21 protein-coding genes and 1 riboswitch are annotated in these 21,395 nt (G+C 72.4%); of the genes, 17 read left to right on the forward strand and 4 right to left on the reverse strand.

What is annotated here, in order from left to right:
• The first annotated feature begins 49 nt into the window (after positions 1 to 49).
• The 3 genes from U5640_RS37515 to U5640_RS37525 all read left to right on the forward strand — a co-directional run bounded on the left by U5640_RS37515 (position 50) and on the right by U5640_RS37525 (position 3,945).
• The gene (locus U5640_RS37515; RefSeq protein ID WP_340385559.1) at positions 50 to 1,192 is read left to right on the forward strand and encodes an MFS transporter; all 1,143 of its coding nucleotides are present in this window, start codon (positions 50 to 52) and stop codon (positions 1,190 to 1,192) included.
• Between the two features lie 226 nt (positions 1,193 to 1,418).
• Positions 1,419 to 2,198 (forward strand): carbon-nitrogen hydrolase family protein, encoded by a 780-nt coding sequence (locus U5640_RS37520; protein WP_340383233.1) that lies wholly within the window; start codon positions 1,419 to 1,421, stop codon positions 2,196 to 2,198.
• 43 nt (positions 2,199 to 2,241) lie between these two features.
• The gene (locus U5640_RS37525; RefSeq protein ID WP_340383235.1) at positions 2,242 to 3,945 is read left to right on the forward strand and encodes an NAD(P)/FAD-dependent oxidoreductase; all 1,704 of its coding nucleotides are present in this window, start codon (positions 2,242 to 2,244) and stop codon (positions 3,943 to 3,945) included.
• 6 nt (positions 3,946 to 3,951) lie between these two features.
• Here U5640_RS37525 and U5640_RS37530 read toward each other — a convergent pair whose 3' ends face one another.
• The gene (locus U5640_RS37530; RefSeq protein WP_340383237.1) at positions 3,952 to 4,698 is read right to left on the reverse strand and encodes a DUF5995 family protein; all 747 of its coding nucleotides are present in this window, start codon (positions 4,696 to 4,698) and stop codon (positions 3,952 to 3,954) included.
• 191 nt (positions 4,699 to 4,889) lie between these two features.
• On the opposite strand from U5640_RS37530, the gene U5640_RS37535 reads away from it, so the two are divergent.
• Positions 4,890 to 5,348 (forward strand): thioesterase family protein, encoded by a 459-nt coding sequence (locus U5640_RS37535; protein ID WP_340383239.1) that lies wholly within the window; start codon positions 4,890 to 4,892, stop codon positions 5,346 to 5,348.
• Here U5640_RS37535 and U5640_RS37540 read toward each other — a convergent pair.
• Complete coding sequence (locus tag U5640_RS37540) at positions 5,308 to 6,519, reverse strand: MFS transporter (RefSeq protein ID WP_340383241.1); 1,212 nt, start codon at positions 6,517 to 6,519, stop codon at positions 5,308 to 5,310. The genes U5640_RS37535 and U5640_RS37540 overlap by 41 nt on opposite strands.
• Before the next feature lie 126 nt (positions 6,520 to 6,645).
• Here U5640_RS37540 and U5640_RS37545 point away from each other — a divergent pair, with 126 nt between their 5' ends.
• The 10 genes from U5640_RS37545 (at position 6,646) to U5640_RS37590 (ending at position 15,774) form a co-directional block, all read left to right on the forward strand.
• The gene (locus U5640_RS37545) at positions 6,646 to 7,911 is read left to right on the forward strand and encodes an ROK family transcriptional regulator (RefSeq protein ID WP_340383243.1); all 1,266 of its coding nucleotides are present in this window, start codon (positions 6,646 to 6,648) and stop codon (positions 7,909 to 7,911) included.
• A 156-nt stretch (positions 7,912 to 8,067) separates the two neighbouring features.
• A riboswitch (FMN riboswitch) is annotated at positions 8,068 to 8,198 on the forward strand.
• Between the two features lie 148 nt (positions 8,199 to 8,346).
• A complete protein-coding gene (locus U5640_RS37550; protein ID WP_340383245.1) occupies positions 8,347 to 8,955 on the forward strand; it encodes a riboflavin synthase in 609 nt (202 codons plus the stop codon).
• The gene (pnuC, locus tag U5640_RS37555; protein ID WP_340383247.1) at positions 8,952 to 9,593 is read left to right on the forward strand and encodes a nicotinamide riboside transporter PnuC; all 642 of its coding nucleotides are present in this window, start codon (positions 8,952 to 8,954) and stop codon (positions 9,591 to 9,593) included. The genes U5640_RS37550 and pnuC overlap by 4 nt, the downstream gene beginning before the upstream one ends.
• Positions 9,590 to 10,879, forward strand: a complete 1,290-nt coding sequence (locus U5640_RS37560) for a bifunctional 3,4-dihydroxy-2-butanone-4-phosphate synthase/GTP cyclohydrolase II (RefSeq protein ID WP_340383249.1) — start codon at positions 9,590 to 9,592, stop codon at positions 10,877 to 10,879. Before pnuC ends, U5640_RS37560 begins: the two co-directional genes overlap by 4 nt.
• 24 nt (positions 10,880 to 10,903) lie before the next feature.
• Complete coding sequence (ribH, locus tag U5640_RS37565; RefSeq protein ID WP_067249912.1) at positions 10,904 to 11,389, forward strand: 6,7-dimethyl-8-ribityllumazine synthase; 486 nt, start codon at positions 10,904 to 10,906, stop codon at positions 11,387 to 11,389.
• Between the two features lie 34 nt (positions 11,390 to 11,423).
• Complete coding sequence (locus tag U5640_RS37570) at positions 11,424 to 11,696, forward strand: phosphoribosyl-ATP diphosphatase (protein WP_055636932.1); 273 nt, start codon at positions 11,424 to 11,426, stop codon at positions 11,694 to 11,696.
• 49 nt (positions 11,697 to 11,745) lie between these two features.
• On the forward strand, positions 11,746 to 12,600 hold the full coding sequence (gene hisG, locus U5640_RS37575; protein ID WP_340383254.1) for an ATP phosphoribosyltransferase: 855 nt from the start codon (positions 11,746 to 11,748) through the stop codon (positions 12,598 to 12,600).
• A gap of 38 nt (positions 12,601 to 12,638) precedes the next feature.
• The gene (locus U5640_RS37580; protein WP_340383256.1) at positions 12,639 to 13,121 is read left to right on the forward strand and encodes a PH domain-containing protein; all 483 of its coding nucleotides are present in this window, start codon (positions 12,639 to 12,641) and stop codon (positions 13,119 to 13,121) included.
• A 206-nt stretch (positions 13,122 to 13,327) separates the two neighbouring features.
• Entirely contained in the window at positions 13,328 to 14,692 is a 1,365-nt protein-coding gene (locus tag U5640_RS37585; protein WP_340383258.1) for a hemolysin family protein, read from the forward strand.
• Positions 14,689 to 15,774 (forward strand): hemolysin family protein, encoded by a 1,086-nt coding sequence (locus tag U5640_RS37590; protein ID WP_340383260.1) that lies wholly within the window; start codon positions 14,689 to 14,691, stop codon positions 15,772 to 15,774. The genes U5640_RS37585 and U5640_RS37590 overlap by 4 nt, the downstream gene beginning before the upstream one ends.
• 131 nt (positions 15,775 to 15,905) lie before the next feature.
• On the opposite strand, the gene U5640_RS37595 is transcribed toward U5640_RS37590, so the two are convergent.
• Positions 15,906 to 17,771, reverse strand: coding sequence for an AAA family ATPase (locus U5640_RS37595; protein ID WP_340383262.1), 1,866 nt, complete (start codon positions 17,769 to 17,771; stop codon positions 15,906 to 15,908).
• A gap of 443 nt (positions 17,772 to 18,214) precedes the next feature.
• Positions 18,215 to 18,856: a hypothetical protein gene (locus U5640_RS37600; RefSeq protein WP_340383264.1), complete on the reverse strand. Its 642-nt coding sequence runs from the start codon at positions 18,854 to 18,856 to the stop codon at positions 18,215 to 18,217.
• Between the two features lie 149 nt (positions 18,857 to 19,005).
• Between U5640_RS37600 and U5640_RS37605 the strand changes: the two genes are divergently transcribed.
• The 3 genes from U5640_RS37605 to U5640_RS37615 all read left to right on the forward strand — a co-directional run bounded on the left by U5640_RS37605 (position 19,006) and on the right by U5640_RS37615 (position 21,375).
• Entirely contained in the window at positions 19,006 to 20,436 is a 1,431-nt protein-coding gene (locus U5640_RS37605; protein WP_340383266.1) for a peptidase C39 family protein, read from the forward strand.
• Positions 20,437 to 20,483: 47 nt separating this feature from the next.
• On the forward strand, positions 20,484 to 20,624 hold the full coding sequence (locus tag U5640_RS37610) for an SCO1431 family membrane protein (protein ID WP_340383268.1): 141 nt from the start codon (positions 20,484 to 20,486) through the stop codon (positions 20,622 to 20,624).
• Positions 20,625 to 20,718: 94 nt separating this feature from the next.
• Complete coding sequence (locus U5640_RS37615; protein ID WP_340383270.1) at positions 20,719 to 21,375, forward strand: TetR/AcrR family transcriptional regulator; 657 nt, start codon at positions 20,719 to 20,721, stop codon at positions 21,373 to 21,375.
• Positions 21,376 to 21,395: the final 20 nt, after the last annotated feature.

The raw sequence follows: 21,395 nt of genomic DNA on the forward strand, positions 1-21,395 counted from the left end.
TGGCATGACCTGGCGACATTGATCCACCACCGGCCCCGGCACCCGTCGACTGACCGCCACGCTCTACGCGTACGCGTTCCTCGACGAGTTCGTGCTGCTCTACCCGGTGTACGCGCTGCTGTTCGCGGACACCGGGCTGTCCGTCGGACAGATCTCCTGGTTGTTCGTCCTGTGGTCGCTCACGGGCGTCCTGCTGGAGATCCCCTCCGGCGCCTGGGCGGACGCCGTCTCGCGCCGGCTGCTGCTCCGGCTGGGCCCGCTGCTGGGCGGCGCCGGCTTCGCCCTGTGGGTGCTCTTCCCGTCCTTGTGGGCCTTCGCCGCCGGATTCGTCCTGTGGGGCATCCGCGGAGCGCTCGGTTCCGGTGCGCTGGAGGCGCTGGTCTACGAGGAACTGGAGCGGCTCGGCGCGGCGGACCGGTACGCGGCCGTCATGGGCCGGTCCCACGCGGCGGGCCAGGTGGCCGTGATGGCGGCGATGGGCCTGGCGGGCCCCGTCTTCGCGGTGGGCGGCTATCCCGCGGTCGGCGCGGCGAGCGTCCTGGCCTGTCTGCTGTGCGCCGCGACGGCGACCCGCTTCCCGGAGCACCGGGCCGCCACCGACCACGAGGAGAGCTGGGCGGCGACCTTGCGGACCGGGCTCGCCGACGCCCGCCACGACCGTTCGGTGCGCGGCGCCCTGCTGCTCGTCCCGGCCGTGGCCGCGGTGTGGGGCGCCCTCGACGAGTACACCTCCCTGCTGGTGCGGTCCACCGGTGTGCCCGAGGCGGCCGTCCCCTACTGGCTGATGCTGATCTGGACCGCGGTCACGGCCGGCAGCCTGCTGTCCGGCCCCGCCGAACGGCTCGGCAGGACCGGATTCGCCGCACTGCTCACCGGCTCCGCGCTCGCCCTGGCCCTCGGCGCGCTCACCGGCAGCCCGGCGGGCGTCGCCCTCGTCGCCCTGGCCTTCGGCGGCTTCCAGCTCGCGACCGTCGTCGTCGACGCCCGGCTCCAGCGGCGCATCGAGGGCACCGGCCGGGCCACCCTCACCTCGGTCGCGAGCCTCGGCACCGAGGTCCTGACCATCGGCGTCTACGGCGCGTACGGCGCGCTGGGCTCGACGTTCCCGCACGGCACGGTGTTCGCGCTGGGTGCGGTGCCGTACCTGGTGACGGCCCTGGCGGTGGCGGTGGGCCGGCGGAGACGCCGGTGAGGCGCGGTGCGGGGCGGCGAGGTGAGGCCGAGCCGGCACCGTCGAGGACGCCGGCTGCGGGCGCGCAACGAATCGCCGCGCCGCCGCCGGCGTACGCAACGAATCGCTCCCGGGCGCGCAACGGCTCCTCCTTGTCCGGCCGGAGCGCCCGCCCGTACCGTCTAGGAGGCCCCCGAATCGCTGCGGGCGCCCCCTCGAACCCCCTTCCGCCCGGTGAGGACCCCGCATGCGCACAGCCCTGCTCCAGAGCTCCGGCCGCCCCGGCTCGGTCGTCGAGAACCTCAAGGTCCTCGACGACGCCGCGGGCCGGGCCGCCGCCGCGGGCGCCGGGCTGCTGGTCGCCCCGGAGCTGTTCCTCACCGGCTACGCGATCGGCGACGACATCGCGCGCCTCGCCGAGCCCGCCGACGGCGACTCCGCGGACGCGATCGCCGAACTGGCCGCCCGGCACGGGGTCGCCGTCGCCTACGGCTACCCCGAGCGGTCCGGGAGCACCGTGTACAACGCCGCGCAGCTGATCTCCGCCGACGGCGCCCGGCTCGCGAACTACCGCAAGACCCACCTCTTCGGCTGCTTCGAGCAGGACCACTTCGTCCCCGGGGAGCAGCCCGTCGTCCAGGCCGAGCTCGGCGGGCTCACCGTCGGCCTCCTGATCTGCTACGACGTCGAGTTCCCGGAGAACGTCCGGGCCCACGCCCTGGCCGGCACCGACCTGCTGCTCGTCCCGACCGCGCAGATGCACCCGTTCCAGTTCGTCGCCGAGTCGATGATCCCGGTGCGCGCCTTCGAGAACCAGCTGTACGTCGCCTACGTCAACCGGGTCGGCCACGAGGGCGAGTTCGAGTTCGTCGGGCTCTCCGCCCTCGCCGGTCCCGACGGGGTGGCCCGGGCCCGCGCCGGACGCGGTGAGGAGCTGGTCCTCGCCGACGCCGACCCCGTCGCCCTCGCCGCCTCCCGCGAGGCCAACCCGTATCTGCGGGACCGGCGTCCCGAGCTCTACGTCTGAGCCCCCGCACTTTCCCGTCGTACGCCGCAAGGAGCCCCACCCCATGACGTCCATGGTGCCCAACGCCGTCGAGCACACCGACGAGCCGCAGCAGCCCCCGATCACCATGTTCGGCCCGGACTTCCCGTACGCCTACGACGACTTCCTCGCCCACCCGGCGGGTCTCGGCCAGATACCGGCGACCGAGCACGGCACCGAGGTCGCGGTCATCGGCGGCGGACTGTCGGGCATCGTCGCCGCGTACGAGCTGATGAAGATGGGCCTGAAGCCCGTCGTGTACGAGGCCGACCGCATCGGCGGCCGGCTGCGGACCGTCGGATTCGACGGCGCCGGCGCCGAGGGGCTCACCGCCGAGATGGGCGCGATGCGCTTCCCGCCCTCCTCCACGGCCCTGCAGCACTACATCGACCTGGTCGGGCTCAGGACCAGCCCCTTCCCCAACCCCCTTGCCGAGGCGACCCCTTCGACCGTCGTCGACCTCAAGGGCGAGTCCCACTACGCCGAGACGATCGACGACCTCCCGCAGGTCTACCGCGATGTCGCCGAGGCCTGGAGCAAGTGCCTCGAAGAAGGCGCCGACTTCTCCGACATGAACCGCGCGATGCGCGAGCGGGACGTGCCGCGCATCCGGGAGATCTGGGCGAAGCTCGTCGAGAAGCTCGACAACCAGACCTTCTACGGCTTCCTCTGCGACTCCGAGGCCTTCAGGTCGTTCCGGCACCGGGAGATCTTCGGCCAGGTCGGTTTCGGCACCGGCGGCTGGGACACCGACTTCCCCAACTCCATCCTGGAGATCCTCCGCGTCGTCTACACCGAGGCCGACGACCACCACCGCGGCATCGTCGGCGGCTCCCAGCAGCTGCCGGTGCGCCTGTGGGAGCGCGAGCCGGAGAAGATCGTCCACTGGGCGTACGGCACCTCGCTGGCGAGCCTGCACGAGGGCGGCGCGCCCCGGCCGGCCGTGACCCGGCTGCACCGCACCGCCGGTGACCGGATCACGGTGACCGACGCGAACGGCGACATCCGCACCTACCGGGCGGCGATCTTCACCGCCCAGTCCTGGATGCTGCTGTCGAAGATCGACTGCGACGACTCGCTGTTCCCGATCGACCACTGGACGGCCATCGAGCGCACCCACTACATGGAGTCCTCGAAGCTCTTCGTGCCCGTCGACCGGCCGTTCTGGCTCGACAAGGACGAGGAGACGGGCCGGGACGTCATGTCGATGACGCTCACCGACCGGATGACGCGCGGCACCTACCTGCTCGACGACGGTCCGGACCGGCCCGCCGTCATCTGTCTCTCCTACACCTGGTGCGACGACAGCCTGAAGTGGCTGCCGCTGTCCGCGAACGAGCGGATGGAGGTCATGCTGAAGTCGCTCGGCGAGATCTACCCGAAGGTCGACATCAGGAAGCACGTCATCGGCAACCCGGTGACCGTCTCCTGGGAGAACGAGCCCTACTTCATGGGCGCGTTCAAGGCCAACCTGCCCGGTCACTACCGCTACCAGCGGCGCCTGTTCACCCACTTCATGCAGGACCGGCTGCCCGCCGACAAGCGGGGCATCTTCCTCGCGGGCGACGACATCTCCTGGACGGCGGGCTGGGCCGAGGGTGCCGTCCAGACCGCGCTCAACGCGGTCTGGGGCGTGATGCACCACTTCGGCGGCGCGACGGACGCGACCAACCCGGGACCGGGTGACGTGTACGACGAGATCGCCCCGGTCGAGCTGCCGGAGGACTGAACCCCCTCAGTCCCGCAGAGGCGTGAGCAGCATGCGCCCGGCGAAACCCACCGCCGTGTCGAGGCGGTCGGCGAACTCCTGGGCGACGTCGGGCAGCCGGCGCAGCGCCCACAGCGCCCGGGCCGCCGTCCAGGTGGCGTCCCTGGCCCGCTCCAGGCTCCAGGAGCCCAGCAGATGGGTGAGCGGATCGGCGATCTGCAGCAGGTCGGGGCCGGGCATGAGCTCTTCGCGAAGGTGCTCCTCCAGCGCCACGAGCAGGTCCCCCACCTGTTCGTACTCGTCCGCCAGATCGGCCGGTTCGCAGCCGAGGTCACGGCAGGCGTCCACGACGGCGAGCGCCAGGTCGTGCCCGATGTGGGCGTTGATGCCGGCGAGCGCGAACTGCAGGGGCCGTACGCCGGGATGGCGGCGCATCTGGAACAGCGGGCGCCAGCAGGCGGGCGGACGCCGGTCGGTCGCGGCCGCGTCCACCGCGGCCAGATAGCGTTCCGCGAACCGCAGGTCCAGCGTGCGCGTGGCCCGTGCGTCCGGGAAACGGCCCGTGTCGATGCGCAGGTCCACCTCCTCGGTCACGGCGAGGTACACCCGGTTGAAGACCGCGATCCCGTCGTCGGCCGGCAGGGCCGCGTCCAGGGCCCGCATCCGGGCGATCACGTCGTGCACCGTCGCGTCGAGCGCCGGGTCGACGGCCGGGGCGGGGGGTGGGACGAGGACCGTGTCCAGGGACGGGGCGCACTGTTCCGATGGCGGCATGGGGGGAAGGGTGGCAGCCGGGGGCCGCCGCGCGCCCCGGTGCGCCCGACGCTTCCCCGGAACGGGGGAACGGGCCCGCCGCGCCGGGCGCCGGGGTGAAGGGAAGCGCCGGGAGGATCGGAAGGTGAGCGACCGCTTAGCAACCCCGTACGATGGTGTGGTTGTCTCATACATGCACAGGAGTCCCGCCCGTGACCGTCGAAGCCCCGATCGCCCCCGACCTCTCGTACGGCCGGCTGATCCCCGTCACCGTCCACTTCGACGACCTCGACGCGCTCGGCATGCTGCACAACGCCCGCTATCCGCTGCTGGTCGAGCGTGCGTGGACCGCGTTCTGGGAGGCGAACGGCGTCCGCTTCGAGGGCGACTGGGCGGCCGCCGGGGACGCCTGCAACGTGGTCAAGGAACTGCTCATCGCCTACGACGCCCCGGTCACCCGCAGCGGCCCCTACGCCGTCCACCTGTGGCTGGAGCGGCTCGGCACCACCGGGCTGACCTACGGCTTCCGTCTCTGCTCGGCCGACGGCGTCACGACGTACGCCCGCGGGACCCGGGTCCTCGTGCGGCTCGACGCCGCGACGCTGCGGCCGACGCCGTGGAGCGAGGGCTTCAGGGCCGCGGGTCGGGCACTGCTGCGGTCCGCGGACTGACCTTCGCACCACCGCGCTCGCCGCCGCGCAGCACGCCCGCGAACGCCGCGAGCCCGCACGCCAGCAGCGTCACCACGCCGAACGACACCACCAGGCTCGTCGCCTGCGCCACCCCGCCGATCAGGCTGGGCGCGATCAGCCCGGAGGTGTACGTGATCGTCGCGACGCCCGCGATGGCCTGGCTGGGGTTCGGTCCGCTGTGCCCGGCCGCGGCGAAGCACAGCGGTACGACCACGGCGATCCCGAGGCCCATCAGCCCGAAGCCGGCCATCGCCGCCGCCGGATGCCAGGCGCACACGATCAGCAGTCCGCCCAGCGCGGCCAGCGCCCCGCCCGCCCGCACGGTGCGCACCGGGCCGAAGCGGTTCACCACCGCGTCGCCCGCGAGCCGGGCCACCGCCATGGTCAGCATGAAGCCGGTCGTGCAGGCCGCCGCGAGCGCGGCCGAGGCCTCCAGCTGATCGCGCAGATAGACGGCCGACCAGTCCAGGCTCGCCCCTTCCGCGAACACCGCGCAGAACCCGACCGCCCCGATCAGCAGGGCCGAGCGGGGCGGCAGCGCGAAGCGCGGCGGCGGCTCCTCGTCCTCCTGCGGGCGCATGTCCGGCACCCCACGGCAGGCCAGCAGGCCGAGCGAGGTCAGGACGGCGGCCGCCAGCGCGTGGTGCACACGCGCGTCCGCGCCCAGATGCGCCGCGAGCGTGCCGCCCGCCGAGCCGATCAGCGCCCCGGCGCTCCACATGCCGTGCAGCCCCGACATGATCGACTTCCCCAGCAGCCGCTCGACCTCCACGCCGAGGGCGTTCATCACCACGTCGGCCATGCCCGAGGTCGCGCCGTAGGCGAACATCGCCAGACACAGGGTCAGCAGGTTCGGCGCGAGCGACGGCAGGGCCAGGGAGAGCGTCCACAGGGAGATCAGCAGGCTCAGCGCCGTCCTGGTGCCGAGGCTGTGCGCGAACCGGCCGGCCAGCGGCATCGAGCAGGAGGCGCCGAACGCGGTGAAGGCGAGGGCGAACCCCAGCTGGCCCGCGCTCACCCCCGCGTGGTCCTGGATCCACGGCACCCGGGTGGCGAACGAGCCGGTCACCGCGCCGTGCACGGTGAACACGGCCGCCACGGCGTACCGGGCGCGCCGTACCGAGGACGGTGCCTGGACCACTTCGCTCATTCTTCCGCCCCTCCCGGCCGCGCACCGCTCCGGCGCGGCGCCGCCGTAAACTATCAGGAACCCTGCCTGATAAAAAGAGAGCGCTCTCGGACCGGCGTCCGTCCGGCCCGTGGGAGGATTCCCCGCATGCCCGCATCGCCGCGCACCGCCCGGGCCATCAACGACCGGCTGGCCCTGCACCTGCTGCAGGACGAAGGCCCGTTGACGGCGGGACGGCTGAAGGAGCTCACCGGCCTGTCCCGGCCGACGGTCGCCGACCTCGTCGAACGTCTGACGGCCGCCGGACTCATCGAGGTCGCCGGGGAAGCGGGGGAGCAGCGGCGCGGCCCGAACGCCAAGCTGTACGGCCTGGTCGCCGACCGTGCCCAGCTGGCCGCGCTGGACGTGCGCACCGAGGGGGTCGCCGTCCGCGTGTCCGACCTGGTCGGCCGGGTCCTGGCGGAGGCCTCCGTGCCGATCGCCGGTGACATCGGCACGGGTCCGGCCGTGGAGCAGGCGGTCACCCTCGTCGAGCGGACCGTGAAGGAGGCCGGCGTCAACCGGCTGCACACCGTCGGCATCGGCGCGCCCGGGCTGATCGATCCGGCCGCGGGAGAACTGCGCAACTCCATCGGCCTGCCCGAATGGCACCGCCGTCTGGTGGCGGCCCTTCAGGAACGCTTCCCGCACGCGCGCGTGAGCGTCGAGAACGAGACCAACCTCGCCGCCCTCGCCGAGCAGCGGGAGGGCGCCGCCCGGGACCGGGACACCTTCGTCCTGCTCTGGCTCGGCCACGGCACCGGCGCCGCCGTGGTCCTCGACGGCACCCTGCGCCGCGGCGCCTCCGGTGGCACCGGGGAGATAGGTTTCCTTCCGGTCCCGGGGACGGGTGCGCTGCCCTCCGCCGCGGACTGTGAGGGAGGTTTCCATTCCCTGGCCGGCTCGGCGGCGATCACCGCACTGGCGGCGCAGTACGGGCTGACGGCCCGGCCGGAGGGGGAGGAACCGTCCGGGGCGGCGGTGGTCCGGGCGGCGCTGGAGCGGGGCGGCTCCGAGGGATCGCCGCGGTTCCTCGACGCCCTGGCCGACCGCGTCGCGCTCGGGGTCGCCTCGGTCGTCGCCGTCCTGGACCCCGGGTGCGTGGTTCTCGGGGGTGAGACCGGGCGGGCGGGAGGGCCGGAGCTGGCGGGGCGGGTGGCCGAGCGGCTGCGGCGGATGACGCCCCTGCCCACCGAGGTCCGGCCGAGCCTGCTGGGCGGCACGGCGGTCCTGCGCGGAGCGCTGCTCACCGCCAGGCAGTCCGCCCAGGAGGAACTCTTCGGGACCGCTGAGACTGGGAGGCCCGGCGACGGGCAAGGGCCGTCGTCACCGTCGCCGGACGCGCCCCCGACCCTAAGAGGACTAGACCAGTAGGGTCAATAGGTCTGGACCAGGTGCCGCCTGTCCGGTGCCCGCTCCGGGTGCGTGCCGGGTGTGCAGTGCGTGCGCCCTCCGTGCCTGTGAGCGAGCCCACACGCTTCGCCCGTATGGACGACGATCGGGCGTGGCACACTGACCCTGTACCTAAAGCAGCGCACTCCGGGGTCGGTGAAAGTCCGAACCGGCGGTTACAGTCCGCGACCCGGCCACTTCCAGTGGCCGGTTGACCAGGTGAAATTCCTGGACCGACGGTTAAAGTCCGGATGGGAGGCAGTGCGCGGCGGGCGGGCATTCGTGCGCGCCGCCGTATGTGTACTCGTCCAGGCGGACGAGTCTGTCGGCGTCGCCTCCGATGTCCCCGCTCGTGTCTGCTGTCGTCATCGACAGGCCCCGGAGTCCGTGCCCGAATGAGGCAGGAGGACCCGGGAAGTGTTCACCGGAATCGTCGAAGAACTGGGTGAGGTCACCGCCGTCGAGAATCTCGGCGACGCCTCCCGTTTCCGGCTCCGCGGCCCCGTCGTCACCGACGGCGCGAAGCACGGCGACTCCATCGCCGTGAACGGGGTCTGTCTCACCGTCGTCGAGCACGAGGGCGACGAGTTCACCGCCGACGTCATGGCCGAGACCCTGGACCGCTCCAGCCTCGGCGCCCTCACGGTCGGCTCCCGCGTCAACCTCGAACGCCCCACCGCCGTCGGCTCCCGCCTCGGGGGGCACATCGTCCAGGGACACGTGGACGGCACCGGCCGGGTCCTGGAGCGCAAGCCCTCCGAGAACTGGGAGATCGTCAAGGTCTCCCTCCCGGCCGAGCTCGCCCGGTACGTCGTCGAGAAGGGCTCCGTCACCGTCGACGGCATCAGCCTCACGGTCGTCGAGGCCGGCCCCGACTTCTTCACCGTCAGCCTCATCCCCACCACCCTCGCGCTCACCACGCTCGGCCTCAAGCAGCCCGGCGACCCGGTCAACCTCGAGGTGGACATCGTCGCCAAGTACGTCGAGCGCCTGCTGACCACCACCCAGCAGGGAGCGGGCCGGTGAACTGGCTGAACTCCGAGGCGTTCGTCGCGTTCGACCAGCACATCATCTGGTCGGACATGATCGGCAACATCCTCGGCCTGATCACCCTCGCCCTCGGCTGGCGCCGCTCCCTGCTGACCTGGCCGGTCCAGTTCCTCTCCGGCCTGGTCCTGTTCATCGCCTTCTACGGCCACCTGGCCGGCAGCGCAGGCAAGCAGGTCGTCGTCATGGTCGTCGCCCTGTACGGCTGGTGGCAGTGGAACCGCGACAAGGGCCGGTCGGGCGACGGACACATCGTCCCGCGCTTCGCCACCTGGACCGAACGCGCGGCCATGCTCGGCGCCGCCGCCCTCGGCACGGTCGCCGTGGCCCTGCTCTTCAAGGCCTACCCGTCCCTGTCCTGGGACCCCTGGCCCGACGCCTACATCTTCGTCGGCACCGTCGTCGCCATGTACGCCCAGGCGCGCGGCATGGTCGAGTTCTGGATCGCCTGGCTCCTCGTCGACCTGGTCGGCGTACCCCTCAACTTCGCCAACGGCTACGCCTTCTCCGGCTTCGTCTACGTCATCTACGGCGCGCTCGTCCTGTGGGGCATGCGCGACTGGTGGCTGCGCTCCCGCGAGGCCGCGCGCCCCACCCTGGAAGGAGCGCCGGCATGAGCACGGCACCGATCCTGTACAGCACCGACGGCCTCGACGACCTCAGCCTCGACCCCGTCGAGCAGGCCGTCGCCGACATCGCGGCCGGCCGCCCGATCGTGGTCGTCGACGACGAGGACCGCGAGAACGAGGGCGACCTCGTCATCGCCGCCGAGAAGGTCACCCCCGAGATCATCGCGTTCATGATGAGCGAGTGCCGCGGCCTGATCTGCGCCCCCATGGAGAGCGACGAACTCGACCGCCTGAACCTCCCCCAGATGGTGCAGGACAACACCGAGTCGATGAAGACCGCCTTCACCGTCTCCGTCGACGCCTCCGGGGCGCACGGCGTGACCACCGGGATCTCCGCCGCCGACCGCGCCACCACCCTCCGGCTCCTGGCGAGCGGCGACGCGGAACCGGCCGACTTCGTCCGCCCCGGCCACATCTTCCCGCTGCGCGCCCGCTCCGGCGGGGTCCTGACCCGCAACGGCCACACCGAGGCCGCGGTCGACCTCGCCCGTCTCGCGGGACTGCGCCCGGCCGGCGCGATCGTCGAGATCGCCGGTGAGGACGGCCGGATGCTCCGGCTGCCCGAACTGATCCCGTTCGCCCGCAAGCACGGCCTGACGATCATCTCGATCGAGGACCTGATCGCCTACCGCCGCAGCGCCGAGCCGACCGTCCGCCGCGAGGCCGAGACCCGGCTGCCCACCGTCCACGGCACCTTCACCGCGTACGGCTACCGCTCCACCGCCGACGGCGTCGAGCACGTCGCCCTCGTCCACGGCGACCTCGGCGACGGCGAGGACGTCCTCGTCCGGGTCCACTCCGAATGCCTCACCGGCGACATCTTCGCCTCCCAGCGCTGCGACTGCGGCCCCCAGCTCGACGCCTCCCTGGAGCGCATCCAGAGCGAGGGCCGGGGCGTCGTCGTCTACCTGCGCGGCCACGAGGGGCGCGGCATCGGCCTGCTGTCCAAGCTGCGGGCCTACGAGCTCCAGGAGCAGGGCCACGACACCCTCGACGCCAACCTCGAACTGGGCCTGCCCGCCGACGCCCGGGACTACGGGGCGGGCGCGCAGATCCTCGCCGACCTCGGCGTGCGCAGCGTCCGTCTGATGACCAACAATCCCGACAAGAGCGACGCGCTCGTCCGGCACGGCCTGAAGGTCACCGACCGGGTGCCGATGCCCGTCCAGGCGGGCGAGCACAACATCCGCTACCTGCGCACCAAGCGGGACCGGATGGGACACGACCTGCCCTGGCTGGACACGGCCCCCGTGTCCCCCTGCGGCAACCAGTAAGCAAGAAACACCTCGAGGAGAGACGTGAGCGGCAAGGGCGCACCGGAACTGTCCGTACGCAATGTGGGTGACCTCAGGGTCGCCGTCATCGCGGCCCAGTGGCACGAGAAGGTGATGGACGGTCTGGTCGACGGCGCGCTGCGCGCCCTGCACGACCTGGGCATCGACGAGCCGACCCTGCTCAGGGTCCCCGGCAGCTGGGAGCTGCCGGTCGTCGCCAAGGTCCTCGCGGGCCGCGGCTACGACGCGATCGTCGCCCTCGGCGTCGTCATCCGCGGCGGCACCCCGCACTTCGACTACGTGTGCGGAGGTGTCACCCAGGGGCTCACCCAGGTCTCCGTCGAGACCGGCGTCCCGATCGGGTTCGGCGTCCTCACCTGCGACACCGAGGAGCAGGCCCTGGACCGGGCCGGTCTGGAGGGCTCCCACGAGGACAAGGGGCACGAGGCCGTGACCGCCGCCGTGGCCACCGCGGCCACCCTCCGCTCAGTATCTGAACCCTGGAGGTAGGGGACCCGGCATTACGGCTAGGGTGGGACGCACCATGTCCAAGAAGACGTTCGAGGAGCTCTTCGCCGAGCTCCAGCAGAAGGCCGCCACCGGCGACCCCGCCACCTCCCGCACCGCCGAACTCGTCGGGAAGGGCGTCCACGCCATCGGCAAGAAGGTCGTCGAAGAGGCCGCCGAGGTCTGGATGGCCGCCGAGTACGAGGGCAAGGAGGCGGCCGCCGAGGAGATCTCGCAGCTGCTCTACCACGTCCAGGTGATGATGGTCGCCCGCGGGATCTCGCTGGACGACGTCTACGCCCATCTGTGACACCCGACTCCGACCGACACCCACCCCACACGCGAAGGAAGCCGACCTCATGCTGCGCATCGCCGTCCCCAACAAGGGTTCCCTGTCCGGACCTGCGGCGGAGATGCTGCATGAGGCCGGCTACCGCCAGCGCCGCGAGTCCAAGGAACTGCGGATCGTCGACCCGGCCAACGAGGTCGAGTTCTTCTACCTGCGCCCCCGCGACATCGCGATCTACGTCTCCTCCGGAAAGCTCGACATCGGCATCACCGGACGCGACCTGCTGATCGACTCCGGTGCCGACGCCGAGGAGATCCTCCCGCTCGGCTTCGCCCGCTCCACGTTCCGCTTCGCCGCCAAGCCGGGCACGGCCCACGGCGTCGAGGACCTCAAGGGCCGCACCGTCGCCACCTCCTACGAGGGCATCGTCGAGGGGCACCTCACCGAGCACGGCATCGACGCCTCCGTCGTCCACCTCGACGGCGCCGTCGAGACCGCGATCGAACTGGGCGTCGCCGAGGTCATCGCCGACGTCGTCGAGACCGGCACCTCGCTGCGCAACGCGGGCCTGGAGGTGTTCGGCGAGCCCATCATGAAGTCCGAGGCCGTCGTGATCCGCCGCACCGACGCGGAGGCCGACGAGGCCGAACCCAAGGTGCAGCAGTTCCTGCGCCGCCTCCAGGGCGTCCTGGTCGCCCGGACCTACGTGATGATGGACTACGACTGCCGCGTCGAGCAGTTGGAGAAGGCCGTCGCGCTGACCCCGGGCCTGGAGTCGCCGACCGTCTCCCCGCTGCACAACGAGGGCTGGGTCGCCGTCCGTGCCATGGTCCCCGCCAAGGAGGCGCAGCAGATCATGGACGACCTGTACGACATCGGCGCCCGGGCCATCCTCACCACGGCGATCCACGCCTGCCGCCTCTGACCTCGTCTTCGACCACGACCACGACCTCCACCGGGAACATGTCCGATCTTCCGGGCAGCGAGCTGCCCACCCTTCCCGTCACCTTCCGGCCGGGCCGCACCCGCGCGGTGCTGCTCTCGGCCGGGGTGGTGATCTTCCTCGTCATCTCCGGCGTCGCCATGCTGCTGGAGAAGCTCGGCCCGGGGGAGCGGCTCAGCTTCGTCGTCACCGGTGCCCTGATCTTCTCGGTGCTGGCCCGGCTCGCGCGCGTCCGGGTCGTCGCCGACGACAGCGGCGTCACCGTGGTGAACATCGCGAGCGGGCGGCGGCTCGACTGGGCCGAGATCATCCAGGTGAACCTCCGTCCGGGCGACCCCTGGGTGTTCCTGAACCTCACCGACGGCACCAGCCTGCCTGCGCTCGGCATCCAGCCCGGCATCGACAAGCAGCAGGCCATCGCGGACGCCAGGGCGCTGCGCGCCCTCGTCGAGGCCCGCTCGGTCCGCGACCCCGAGACGCCCACCGGACAGGATCGGGACTGACTCGGGGTCGTCGCCCCTGCCGCTCATGGCCCTGTCTTGATTAATCTGGTGACGGAGGCGTTCCCGTTGTGCCTCCACCCCTGTGGTGCCCTGCCGGTGCACAGGGGTTTCCTGCTACCCGAGGAGTGACCCTCTCCGGCGATGGACGGTTCGTCCTGTAGTACCTGCGCCGCCCCCATCCGGCACGTTCCGGAGGCGGCGGCATCATGACCATCCCTCTGCTGCTCCTGGCAGCCGCGTTCCTGCTCATCCTGGCCAACGGCTTCTTCGTGGCCGCCGAGTTCGGCCTCGTCACGGTCGAGCGGCCGGAAGCGGAGAAGGCCGCCGCCGAAGGCGACGAACGAGCCGGTACGGTCGTGGAGTCCCTCAAGGAGCTGTCCTTCCAGCTCTCCGGCACCCAGCTCGGCATCACCATCACCTCGCTCGTCGTCGGCATGCTCGCCGAACCGGCGCTCGCGGAGCTGCTGCACACCCCGTTCACCGCGATCGGCCTCCCCGAGGGCGCCGTCTCCGGTGTCGCCGTGGTCGTCGGCATGCTGCTCGCCTCCGCCGTCCAGATGGTCGTCGGTGAACTCGTGCCCAAGAACTGGGCGGTGTCCAGGCCCCTCCAGGTCGCGCGGTTCGTCGCCGGCCCGCAGCACGCCTTCTCCCGCCTCTTCCGGCCGGTGATCTCGGCGCTCAACACCGTCGCGAACCGGCTGGTGCGCGCCCTGGGCGTCGAGCCGACCGAGGAGCTGGCCTCGGCCCGCACCCCCGGCGAACTGGTCTCCCTGGCCCGCCACTCCGCCCAGGCCGGTGCCCTCGAACAGGACACGGCGGACCTGTTCGTGCGCACCCTGTCGCTGGCCGAGCTGACCGCCCAGCATGTGATGACCCCCCGGGTGAAGGTCAGCGCCCTGCAGTCCTCGGCCACCGCCGAGGACGTGGTCAACCTGACCCGGGCCACCGGCCTGTCCCGTTTCCCCGTCTACCGCGAGAAGATCGACGAGATCGTCGGCATGGCCCATCTCAAGGACGCCCTGGCCGTCCCCGTCCAGGACCGGCTGCGCACCCCCGTCGCCCGGATCGCCCGTCCGGCGCTGCTGGTGCCGGAGACCCTGCCCGTCCAGCCGCTGCTGGCCCGGCTGCGCAGCGAGCAGCCCATCGCCGTCGTCGTCGACGAGTACGGCGGCACCGCGGGCGTGGTCACCCTGGAGGACATCGTCGAGGAGATCGTCGGCGAGGTCCGCGACGAACACGACGGCCAGGACACCCCCGAACTGGCCGCCGCCCCGCCCGAGGAGGGCAAGCCCGCCTGGGACGTCGACGGCAGCTGCCGGGTCGACACCCTCCAGCGCATAGGCCTGGAGGTGCCCGAGGGGCCGTACGAGACGGTCGCCGGCCTCGTCGCCGACCTGCTCGGACGCATCCCGGCCGTCGGCGACCGGGCGGAGCTTCCCGGCTGGCGGCTCTCCGTGCGCCGGGTCGGCCACTACCGGGCCGAGCGCATCCGGCTGGTCCACGTCGGCCGGCTCGGTCAGGCCGCGGCGGCGCAGGTCGCGGAGGCCCAGGTCGCGGAGGCCGCCCGATGAGCGTCGTCCAACTCCTCTTCGCCGCGCTGCTCGTCCTGGCCAACGGCTTCTTCGTGGGCGCCGAGTTCGCGCTCGTCTCCGTGCGCCGCAGCCAGATCGAGCCCCTGGGCACCGCGCGCGCCCGGCAGGTCCTCCACGGTCTGGAGCGCCTGCCGCAGATGATGGCCGCCGCCCAGTTCGGCATCACCCTGTGCTCCCTCACCCTCGGCGCGGTCGCCGAGCCGACCGTGGCCGAGCTGCTGGAACCGTTCTTCGAGTGGATCCACCTGCCGCACGGCATGATCCACCCGCTGGGCTATGTCATCGCCCTGGCCGCCGTCGTCTTCTTCCACCTGGTCATCGGCGAGATGGTCCCGAAGAACCTCGCGATGGCGGCCCCCGAGAAGGCGGCCCTGTGGCTCGGCCCGGGCCTGGTCGCCTTCGCCCGGGTCTGCCGTCCCATCACGGTCGCCCTCGGCGCCTGCGCCCGGGCCGTCCTGCGGCTCTTCCGGGTGGAGCCCAAGGACGAGGTCGAGGCCGTCGTCACCAGTGAGCAGCTCAACCGGCTGCTGGAGGACTCCGGACAGGCGGGCCTCCTCGCCCCCGAGGAGCAGGAACGCCTGGAGGACGCGCTGGAACTGGGCTCGCGTCCAGTGACCGACGTCCTCCTCAAGCGGGAGTCGCTGATCACCGTGCCCCCGTCGGTCACTCCCGGCCAGATCGTCGAGCTCACCGCCCGCACCGGCTACTCCCGCTTCCCCGTCGCCGCGGAGAACGGCGCCTTCATGGGCTACGTCCATGTGAAGGACGTCCTCGACGTGGAGGACTCCGAGCGGGCGGTGCCCCAGCAGCTGTGGCGCCCGATGACGACCCTGCGCTCGGACCTGCCCCTGGACGACGCCCTGACGGTGATGCGCCGCGCGGCCACCCACCTCGCCCAGGTCGCGGACGCCTCCGGCAAGGTCCTGGGCCTGGCCGCCCTGGAGGACGTCCTGGAACTCCTCGTCGGCGAGGTGACCGACCCGGCCCACCGGGACGTCCCCGCGGTCCGGCTCACGGAGCCACGGGCCAGCGGCGAACCGGAGGAGGCGATGGCCGGCTAGGGCCTGTCGTTTGGATCAGGTCGGCTGGGCCGACGTAGCCTCTGGACGCGCGGCATGATCCAAACGACAGGCCCAAGGGCGCCACACGCCCTCGGGCCGCCGCTGCCCCGCCGCGGCGGCCCGCCGCCCCGCTACAGCGCCGACGGATCCTGCGGCCCCCGCCCCGACAGCACCTCGCCGTACGCCTGCATCAGGTCCGGGAGCCGCAGGGTCGACAGGTCGTCGCGGGTCAGCGCCGTGGCGTACGTCGACAGCCGCAGGTCCCGGTAGGCGCAGCTCTTCTCGTACAGCGTCCGCAGGAACCGCCCGTTGCCCAGCTCGTCGATCCACCCCTGGTCGACGACGTGCCCGGCGATCGAGCGCAGCTCGTCCAGCGCCTCCTCGTCCCACACGTCACCGTTCTCCGCGGCCAGCACCTCGCCGATGGAGGTGAGTTCGAGGGGGCGGTACGAGGGGAAGTCGACGCGGGTCGTGAAGCGCGAGGAGAGCCCGGGGTTGGCGGTGAGCAGCCGGTCCATGCCCTCCGGGTAGCCGGCCAGGATCACCACCAGGTGGTCCCGGTTGTCCTCGGCCCGCTTCAGCAGCACCTGGAGGGCCTCGTCACCGTAGGCGTCGCCCTTGCCGTACCCGGAGTTGGAGAGCGAGTACGCCTCGTCCACGAAGAGGACACCGCCGAGGGCGGAGTCGATCAGTTCATTGGCCTTGACGGCGGTCTGGCCGAGGTACTCGCCGACCAGGTCGGCCCGCTGGGCCTCCACCAGATGGTCGCCGCCGAGCAGACCGAGGGCGTAGAAGACCCGGCCGAGGATGCGCGCCACCGTGGTCTTGCCGGTGCCGGAGGGGCCGGAGAAGACGAAATGCCGTTTGGGCGGCTGGACCGGAAGGCCCTGCCCGGCCCGCAACCGGGCCATGTTGAGCTGCGCGGATAGCGCCTTGACCTGGCGTTTCACCGGTTCCAGGCCCACCATGCGCTCCAGTTCGGCGAGCGCCTCCTCGAGTAAGCCCGGGTCGGTGGGACCGGCCGGCAGCGGGGAGCCCACCGCCGTCTTCGCGCGGACCGTCGGATCGGCGACCGACGGCAGCGGCCCCACGGGCGGCAGGTCCGCGGGATCGGTGAGCTTGAGGTCGCGGCCCTCGGTCCCGAACAGCGGGTCGAGGGCGTCCGGACCGTCCCCCACGTCCTGCCCGATCCCGGTGAGGGTGATCGCCGCGAGGTCGGAGGGGTCGTCGTAGCCGTCGCCCTCGGCGATCGCGGCGAGCCGGGCGGAGGTGTCCATGAACGCGGGATCGACCCGGTGCACCGCCCGGTACAGGGGGAGCGCGGCGGCCGAGCGGCCGGTGCCCTCGTGCGCCCGGGCCAGCCAGTACCGCAACTCCTTGCGCTGCGGCTGCTCGCTGCGGCAGCGCATCAGGGCGGCGGAGAGCAGCGGTTCGGCCTGGCCGTACATCTCCAGCCGGACCCGGGCCATCCCGCCGAACAGCCCGGCCTCGATGCCGAGGAGCGGGTCGTCCAGGAGCGGGTCGGTGTGCCGGACGAGCTGCTCCCAGTCCTTGACCAGATAGGCGCGGCAGGCGTGCAGGAACCGGACCTGGTGGTCGGTGTCGACCGGCGGGAGCCCGGCGAGCGCCCGGTCCAGCTCGGGCACATGCCGCCCGTCCAGCCAGTGCGAGGCGTGCGCGAGCAGCAGATCACGCGGGCTCTCCAGCACCGGCTGCACCCACCAGCCCAACCAGTACCAGGAGTTGAGCGTCCGGCGGTGCCGGCTGCGCTGCTCGCCGAAGCGGTCCCGGTGCCGGAACATCCGCAGCAGCGCGGTCGTCGTGTCCACGCGCAGCGCGTGCAGCCCGAGCCAGCCGTCGGCCATCCCCGGATCGATCCGTACCGCGGTGCGGAACTCCTCTTCCGCCTGCGGATACGCGCCCATGGTGTAGGCGTCCACGCCTCGTAGCCAGGCGAGGTCGGCCGGGGCCTCCAGGCCCTGCGTGCCGAAATCCATCACGTCCCCCACAAACCGTGCCCCCGTCGGTTTGCCGCCGGGCCCACGCCCGCCGGCTTCCTTGGTCGAACCGCTGTGCCGCGGACCGGAGTTGCAAGGTGCGCGCAGCAGCTGTCCGTAGGTCGCACCGAGGGCATCGTACCTGCGGAGGAGTGCCTGCCGAAGGGTGCCGCCCAGGCCGTTCGACGAGGTGGGAGTGGACGGGGCGCATCCCGGTGCGGTGACCCTCGGTGAGCGTCCGGCGCCGTGGCGCGTCCGGAAGAGGGAGGTGCGAAGAGGCCCGAGGGCAGAACGAAGCCCCCGATCACGGGGGAACAACCGGGGGCTTCGCGACTTGGGGCGGCTGCGAGGGCCGCACATTGAGAACGTAAGACCTGTACGGGCCGCCGGTCAAGCGAAGTTGAGGCACTTGGCGAAGTTCGGGCGGGGGGCTTTTCACAGGTTCACCACATCGCGGGTGGTCCTTCACACTGGGTGACATCCGGGTGCCCCGCGGGCTGTCCCGACGGTCCCCGCAGCACCTCGTACCCCTCGCTCAACTGCCGTACCAGCAGCCCGGCATGGGGGCGCGAAGGGTCGTCCGAGAAGTGGTGCGCCTCCGCCCGGACCCACCCGTCCCAGAACTCCCGCTGCTCGTCGCCGTCCCGCGCCCGCCCCCGTGCCCAGGCCTGCTCGGGCGCCATCTCCAGCCACAGCAGGCAGGCCAGGTGCGGACGCAGGGCGCGGCGTCCCGCGCCGACCCCCTCGATCAGGACGACGGGGGCCGCGGGCAGCGGCCGGGGCGGGCCGAAGCGGTGCGCGCGCCAGTCGTACGGGGCGTAGCGCGCGCTCTCGCCGCGGCCGAACGGCTCGATCACCTCGGTCAGCAGCCGCCCGGTCCAGGCGAACAGTTCCGCGTGGCTGGCGATGTCGTCGAGGTGCAGCACCGGAGCGCCGCCGAGCGCCTCGGCCAGCCGGCCCGCGAAGGTGGACTTCCCGGAGCCCGCGTGTCCGTCGACCCCGATCAGCCGGACCGGGCCGCAGGACGGCGGGAGCTGACGGAGCCGGGCGGCGAGCCGCGGGACGGCGGTGTCCGGCGGCGTCACGGGACGGGATGCGGGAGAGGGGCGGGCACGGCCCGGAAGTCTAGTGCGACACGGGTGACCTCGGAGGCTGCGGTGCTGGTGGGCGTGGCCGCCCGCGCTCATAGTGGGCGCACAGTCGTGCACCGGACATCCTGGGGGTCCCTCCGCCCATGAGCAGCTCAGACCGCCCCTCCCGCAGAACCGTTCTTGCCGCCACGGTCGCCGCCGTGGTGGCGGGCGGTGCGCTCCCGGCCCGTGCGGCCCCGGCCCCCGGTGCGACCCCGGGGGCCGCGGGCCCTGCCGAGGCCGCCGACGCCCTGGCCGCCGACGCCGAGGCCATGGCCCTCGACGCGGGGTCCGCCCCCGCCCGCCCCGTCGACCTCCGCTCCTGGCTGACGTACGCCGACTGGAGCACGGGCTCCGCGCAGGGCACCCGTGCCGTCGCGGGCGCGCGGCCCGGGCTGGTGCTCGGTGGCCCCGTCGGCACCCTGGCCTTCGCCGATCCGCACGCCAGGACCACCGCCGACTGGGAGTACGCGACCTGGACGTCCCCCGTGCACCGGCTCGCCGTCCCCGCCACCGAGGTGATCGCCTCCTGGAACGCGAGCACGCCGGCCGGCACCTGGCTCCAGGTGGAGCTGCGCGCCACGTACGGGGACGGCACCGACACCCCCTGGTACGTGATGGGCCGCTGGGCCTCCGGCGACCAGGACGTCCGGCGGGCCTCCGTCGACGGACAGACCGACGGCCGCAGCACCGTGTGGACCGACACCCTGGCCGTCGACGACGCCACGACGGGCCTGCGGATCGGCTCGTACCGGATGCGGCTGACCCTGTACCGCCGCCCGGGCACGACGCTCACCCCGACCGTGTGGCGGCTGGCGGTGATGGGCTCCGCCGTGCCGGACCGCTTCACGGTCCCGGCCTCGGCGCCCGGCCTCGCGCGCGAGCTGACGGTCCCGCGCTACTCGCAGGAGATCCACCAGGGTCAGTACCCGGAGTACGACAACGGCGGCGAGGCCTGGTGCAGCCCGACCTCCTCCCAGATGATCATCGAGTACTGGGGTGGCCGGCTCACGCCCGCGCAGCTCGCCTGGGTCGACCCGTCCTACGCCGACCCCCAGGTGTGCCACGCCGCCCGCTCCACCTACGACCACCAGTACGCGGGCTGCGGCAACTGGCCCTTCAACGCCGCCTACGCGGCCACCTTCGACGGCCTGCAGAGCGTGGTCACCCGGCTGACCTCGCTCACCGACCTGGAGACGCTGATCGCGGCGGGCATTCCGGCCGTGACGTCCCAGTCCTTCCTCGCGGAGGAGCTCACGGGCGCGGGGTACGGCACGGCCGGCCATCTGATGGCCGTGATCGGGTTCACGGCCGGGGGCGATGTGATCGCCAACGACCCGAACTCGGCGGACGACGCCTCCGTGCGGCGCGTCTACGCCCGGCGGCAGTTCGAGAACATCTGGCTCAGGACCAAGCGCCACAACGCGGCGGGCAAGACCGTCTCCGGCAGCGGGGGCGTGTGCTACCTGTACTTCCCGGTGCGTCCGGACGCGCGCCAGTGCGCGGCGCTGGAGGCGGTCGGCGTCGCCGTGTGAGCAAGGTCTCGGCTGCCCCCGCCCCGGCCGGTGGCACAGTGGACGGCATGACCGCACACGCAGCTCCCGCCCTCCGCACCCGAACCGGCGGCCCGCGCGAGGACGGCCCGAAGATCGTCGAGCAGGCGCTGGGCTGGGTCCTCGCCGTCGTCGTCGCGATGCTGGTGACCCGCCTCGGACTGCTCTGACCTCCGCTGATCGGCCCTCGCCGGGGTGGGCTGGGCGGCTGTTCGACCTGACATACTGACGTGGTCCCGCCGACCGTTGGAGACCAGGTCGAAATTGAATATCAGCCAACAGCGCGACGCCGTCCGTCCCCGGGCGCGGGGAACCGAGCGCTCACTCGCGCGCCGCGCCGAACTCATCACCATCGGGCGCAAGTTGTTCGCCGACACGTCCTACGACGCGCTCTCGATGGACGACATCGCCCGGCAGGCGCACGTCGCCAAGGGGCTGATCTACTACTACTTCCAGTCCAAGCGCGGGTACTACCTGGCCATCGTCCAGGACTCCGTCGCCGATCTGGTCTCCTTCGCCGCGAGCGGACTGGAACTGGCCCAGGTGGACCGGGTCCAGCGCACGATCGACGGCTACCTCCGGTACGCCGAGCACAACCAGGCCGCCTTCCGCACGATCGTGAGCGGCGGGGTCGGTTTCGACACCGAGGTGCACGCCATCCGGGACGGGGTGCGCGCGGCGATCGTCGCGACCATCGCCGAGGGCGCCTACGGCGACGGTGACGTCCCGGCGCTGCCGCGGATGGCCCTGCTCTCCTGGGTGTGCAGCGTCGAGGGCGCCACCCTCGACTGGATCGACGGCCCCGAACTCTCCCGCGACGTCATGTGCGACCTGCTGGTGAAGACCCTGGGCGGCACCCTCCGCGCGATCGAGGAACTCGACCCCGCCTTCCCGGCACCGAAGCCGGCCCGCAGGGACTGAGCGCACCCGCCGAGGGGGGC

Origin of the sequence: Streptomyces sp. SS7, assembly GCF_037993025.1 — a bacterium.
Taxonomy (GTDB): domain Bacteria; phylum Actinomycetota; class Actinomycetes; order Streptomycetales; family Streptomycetaceae; genus Streptomyces.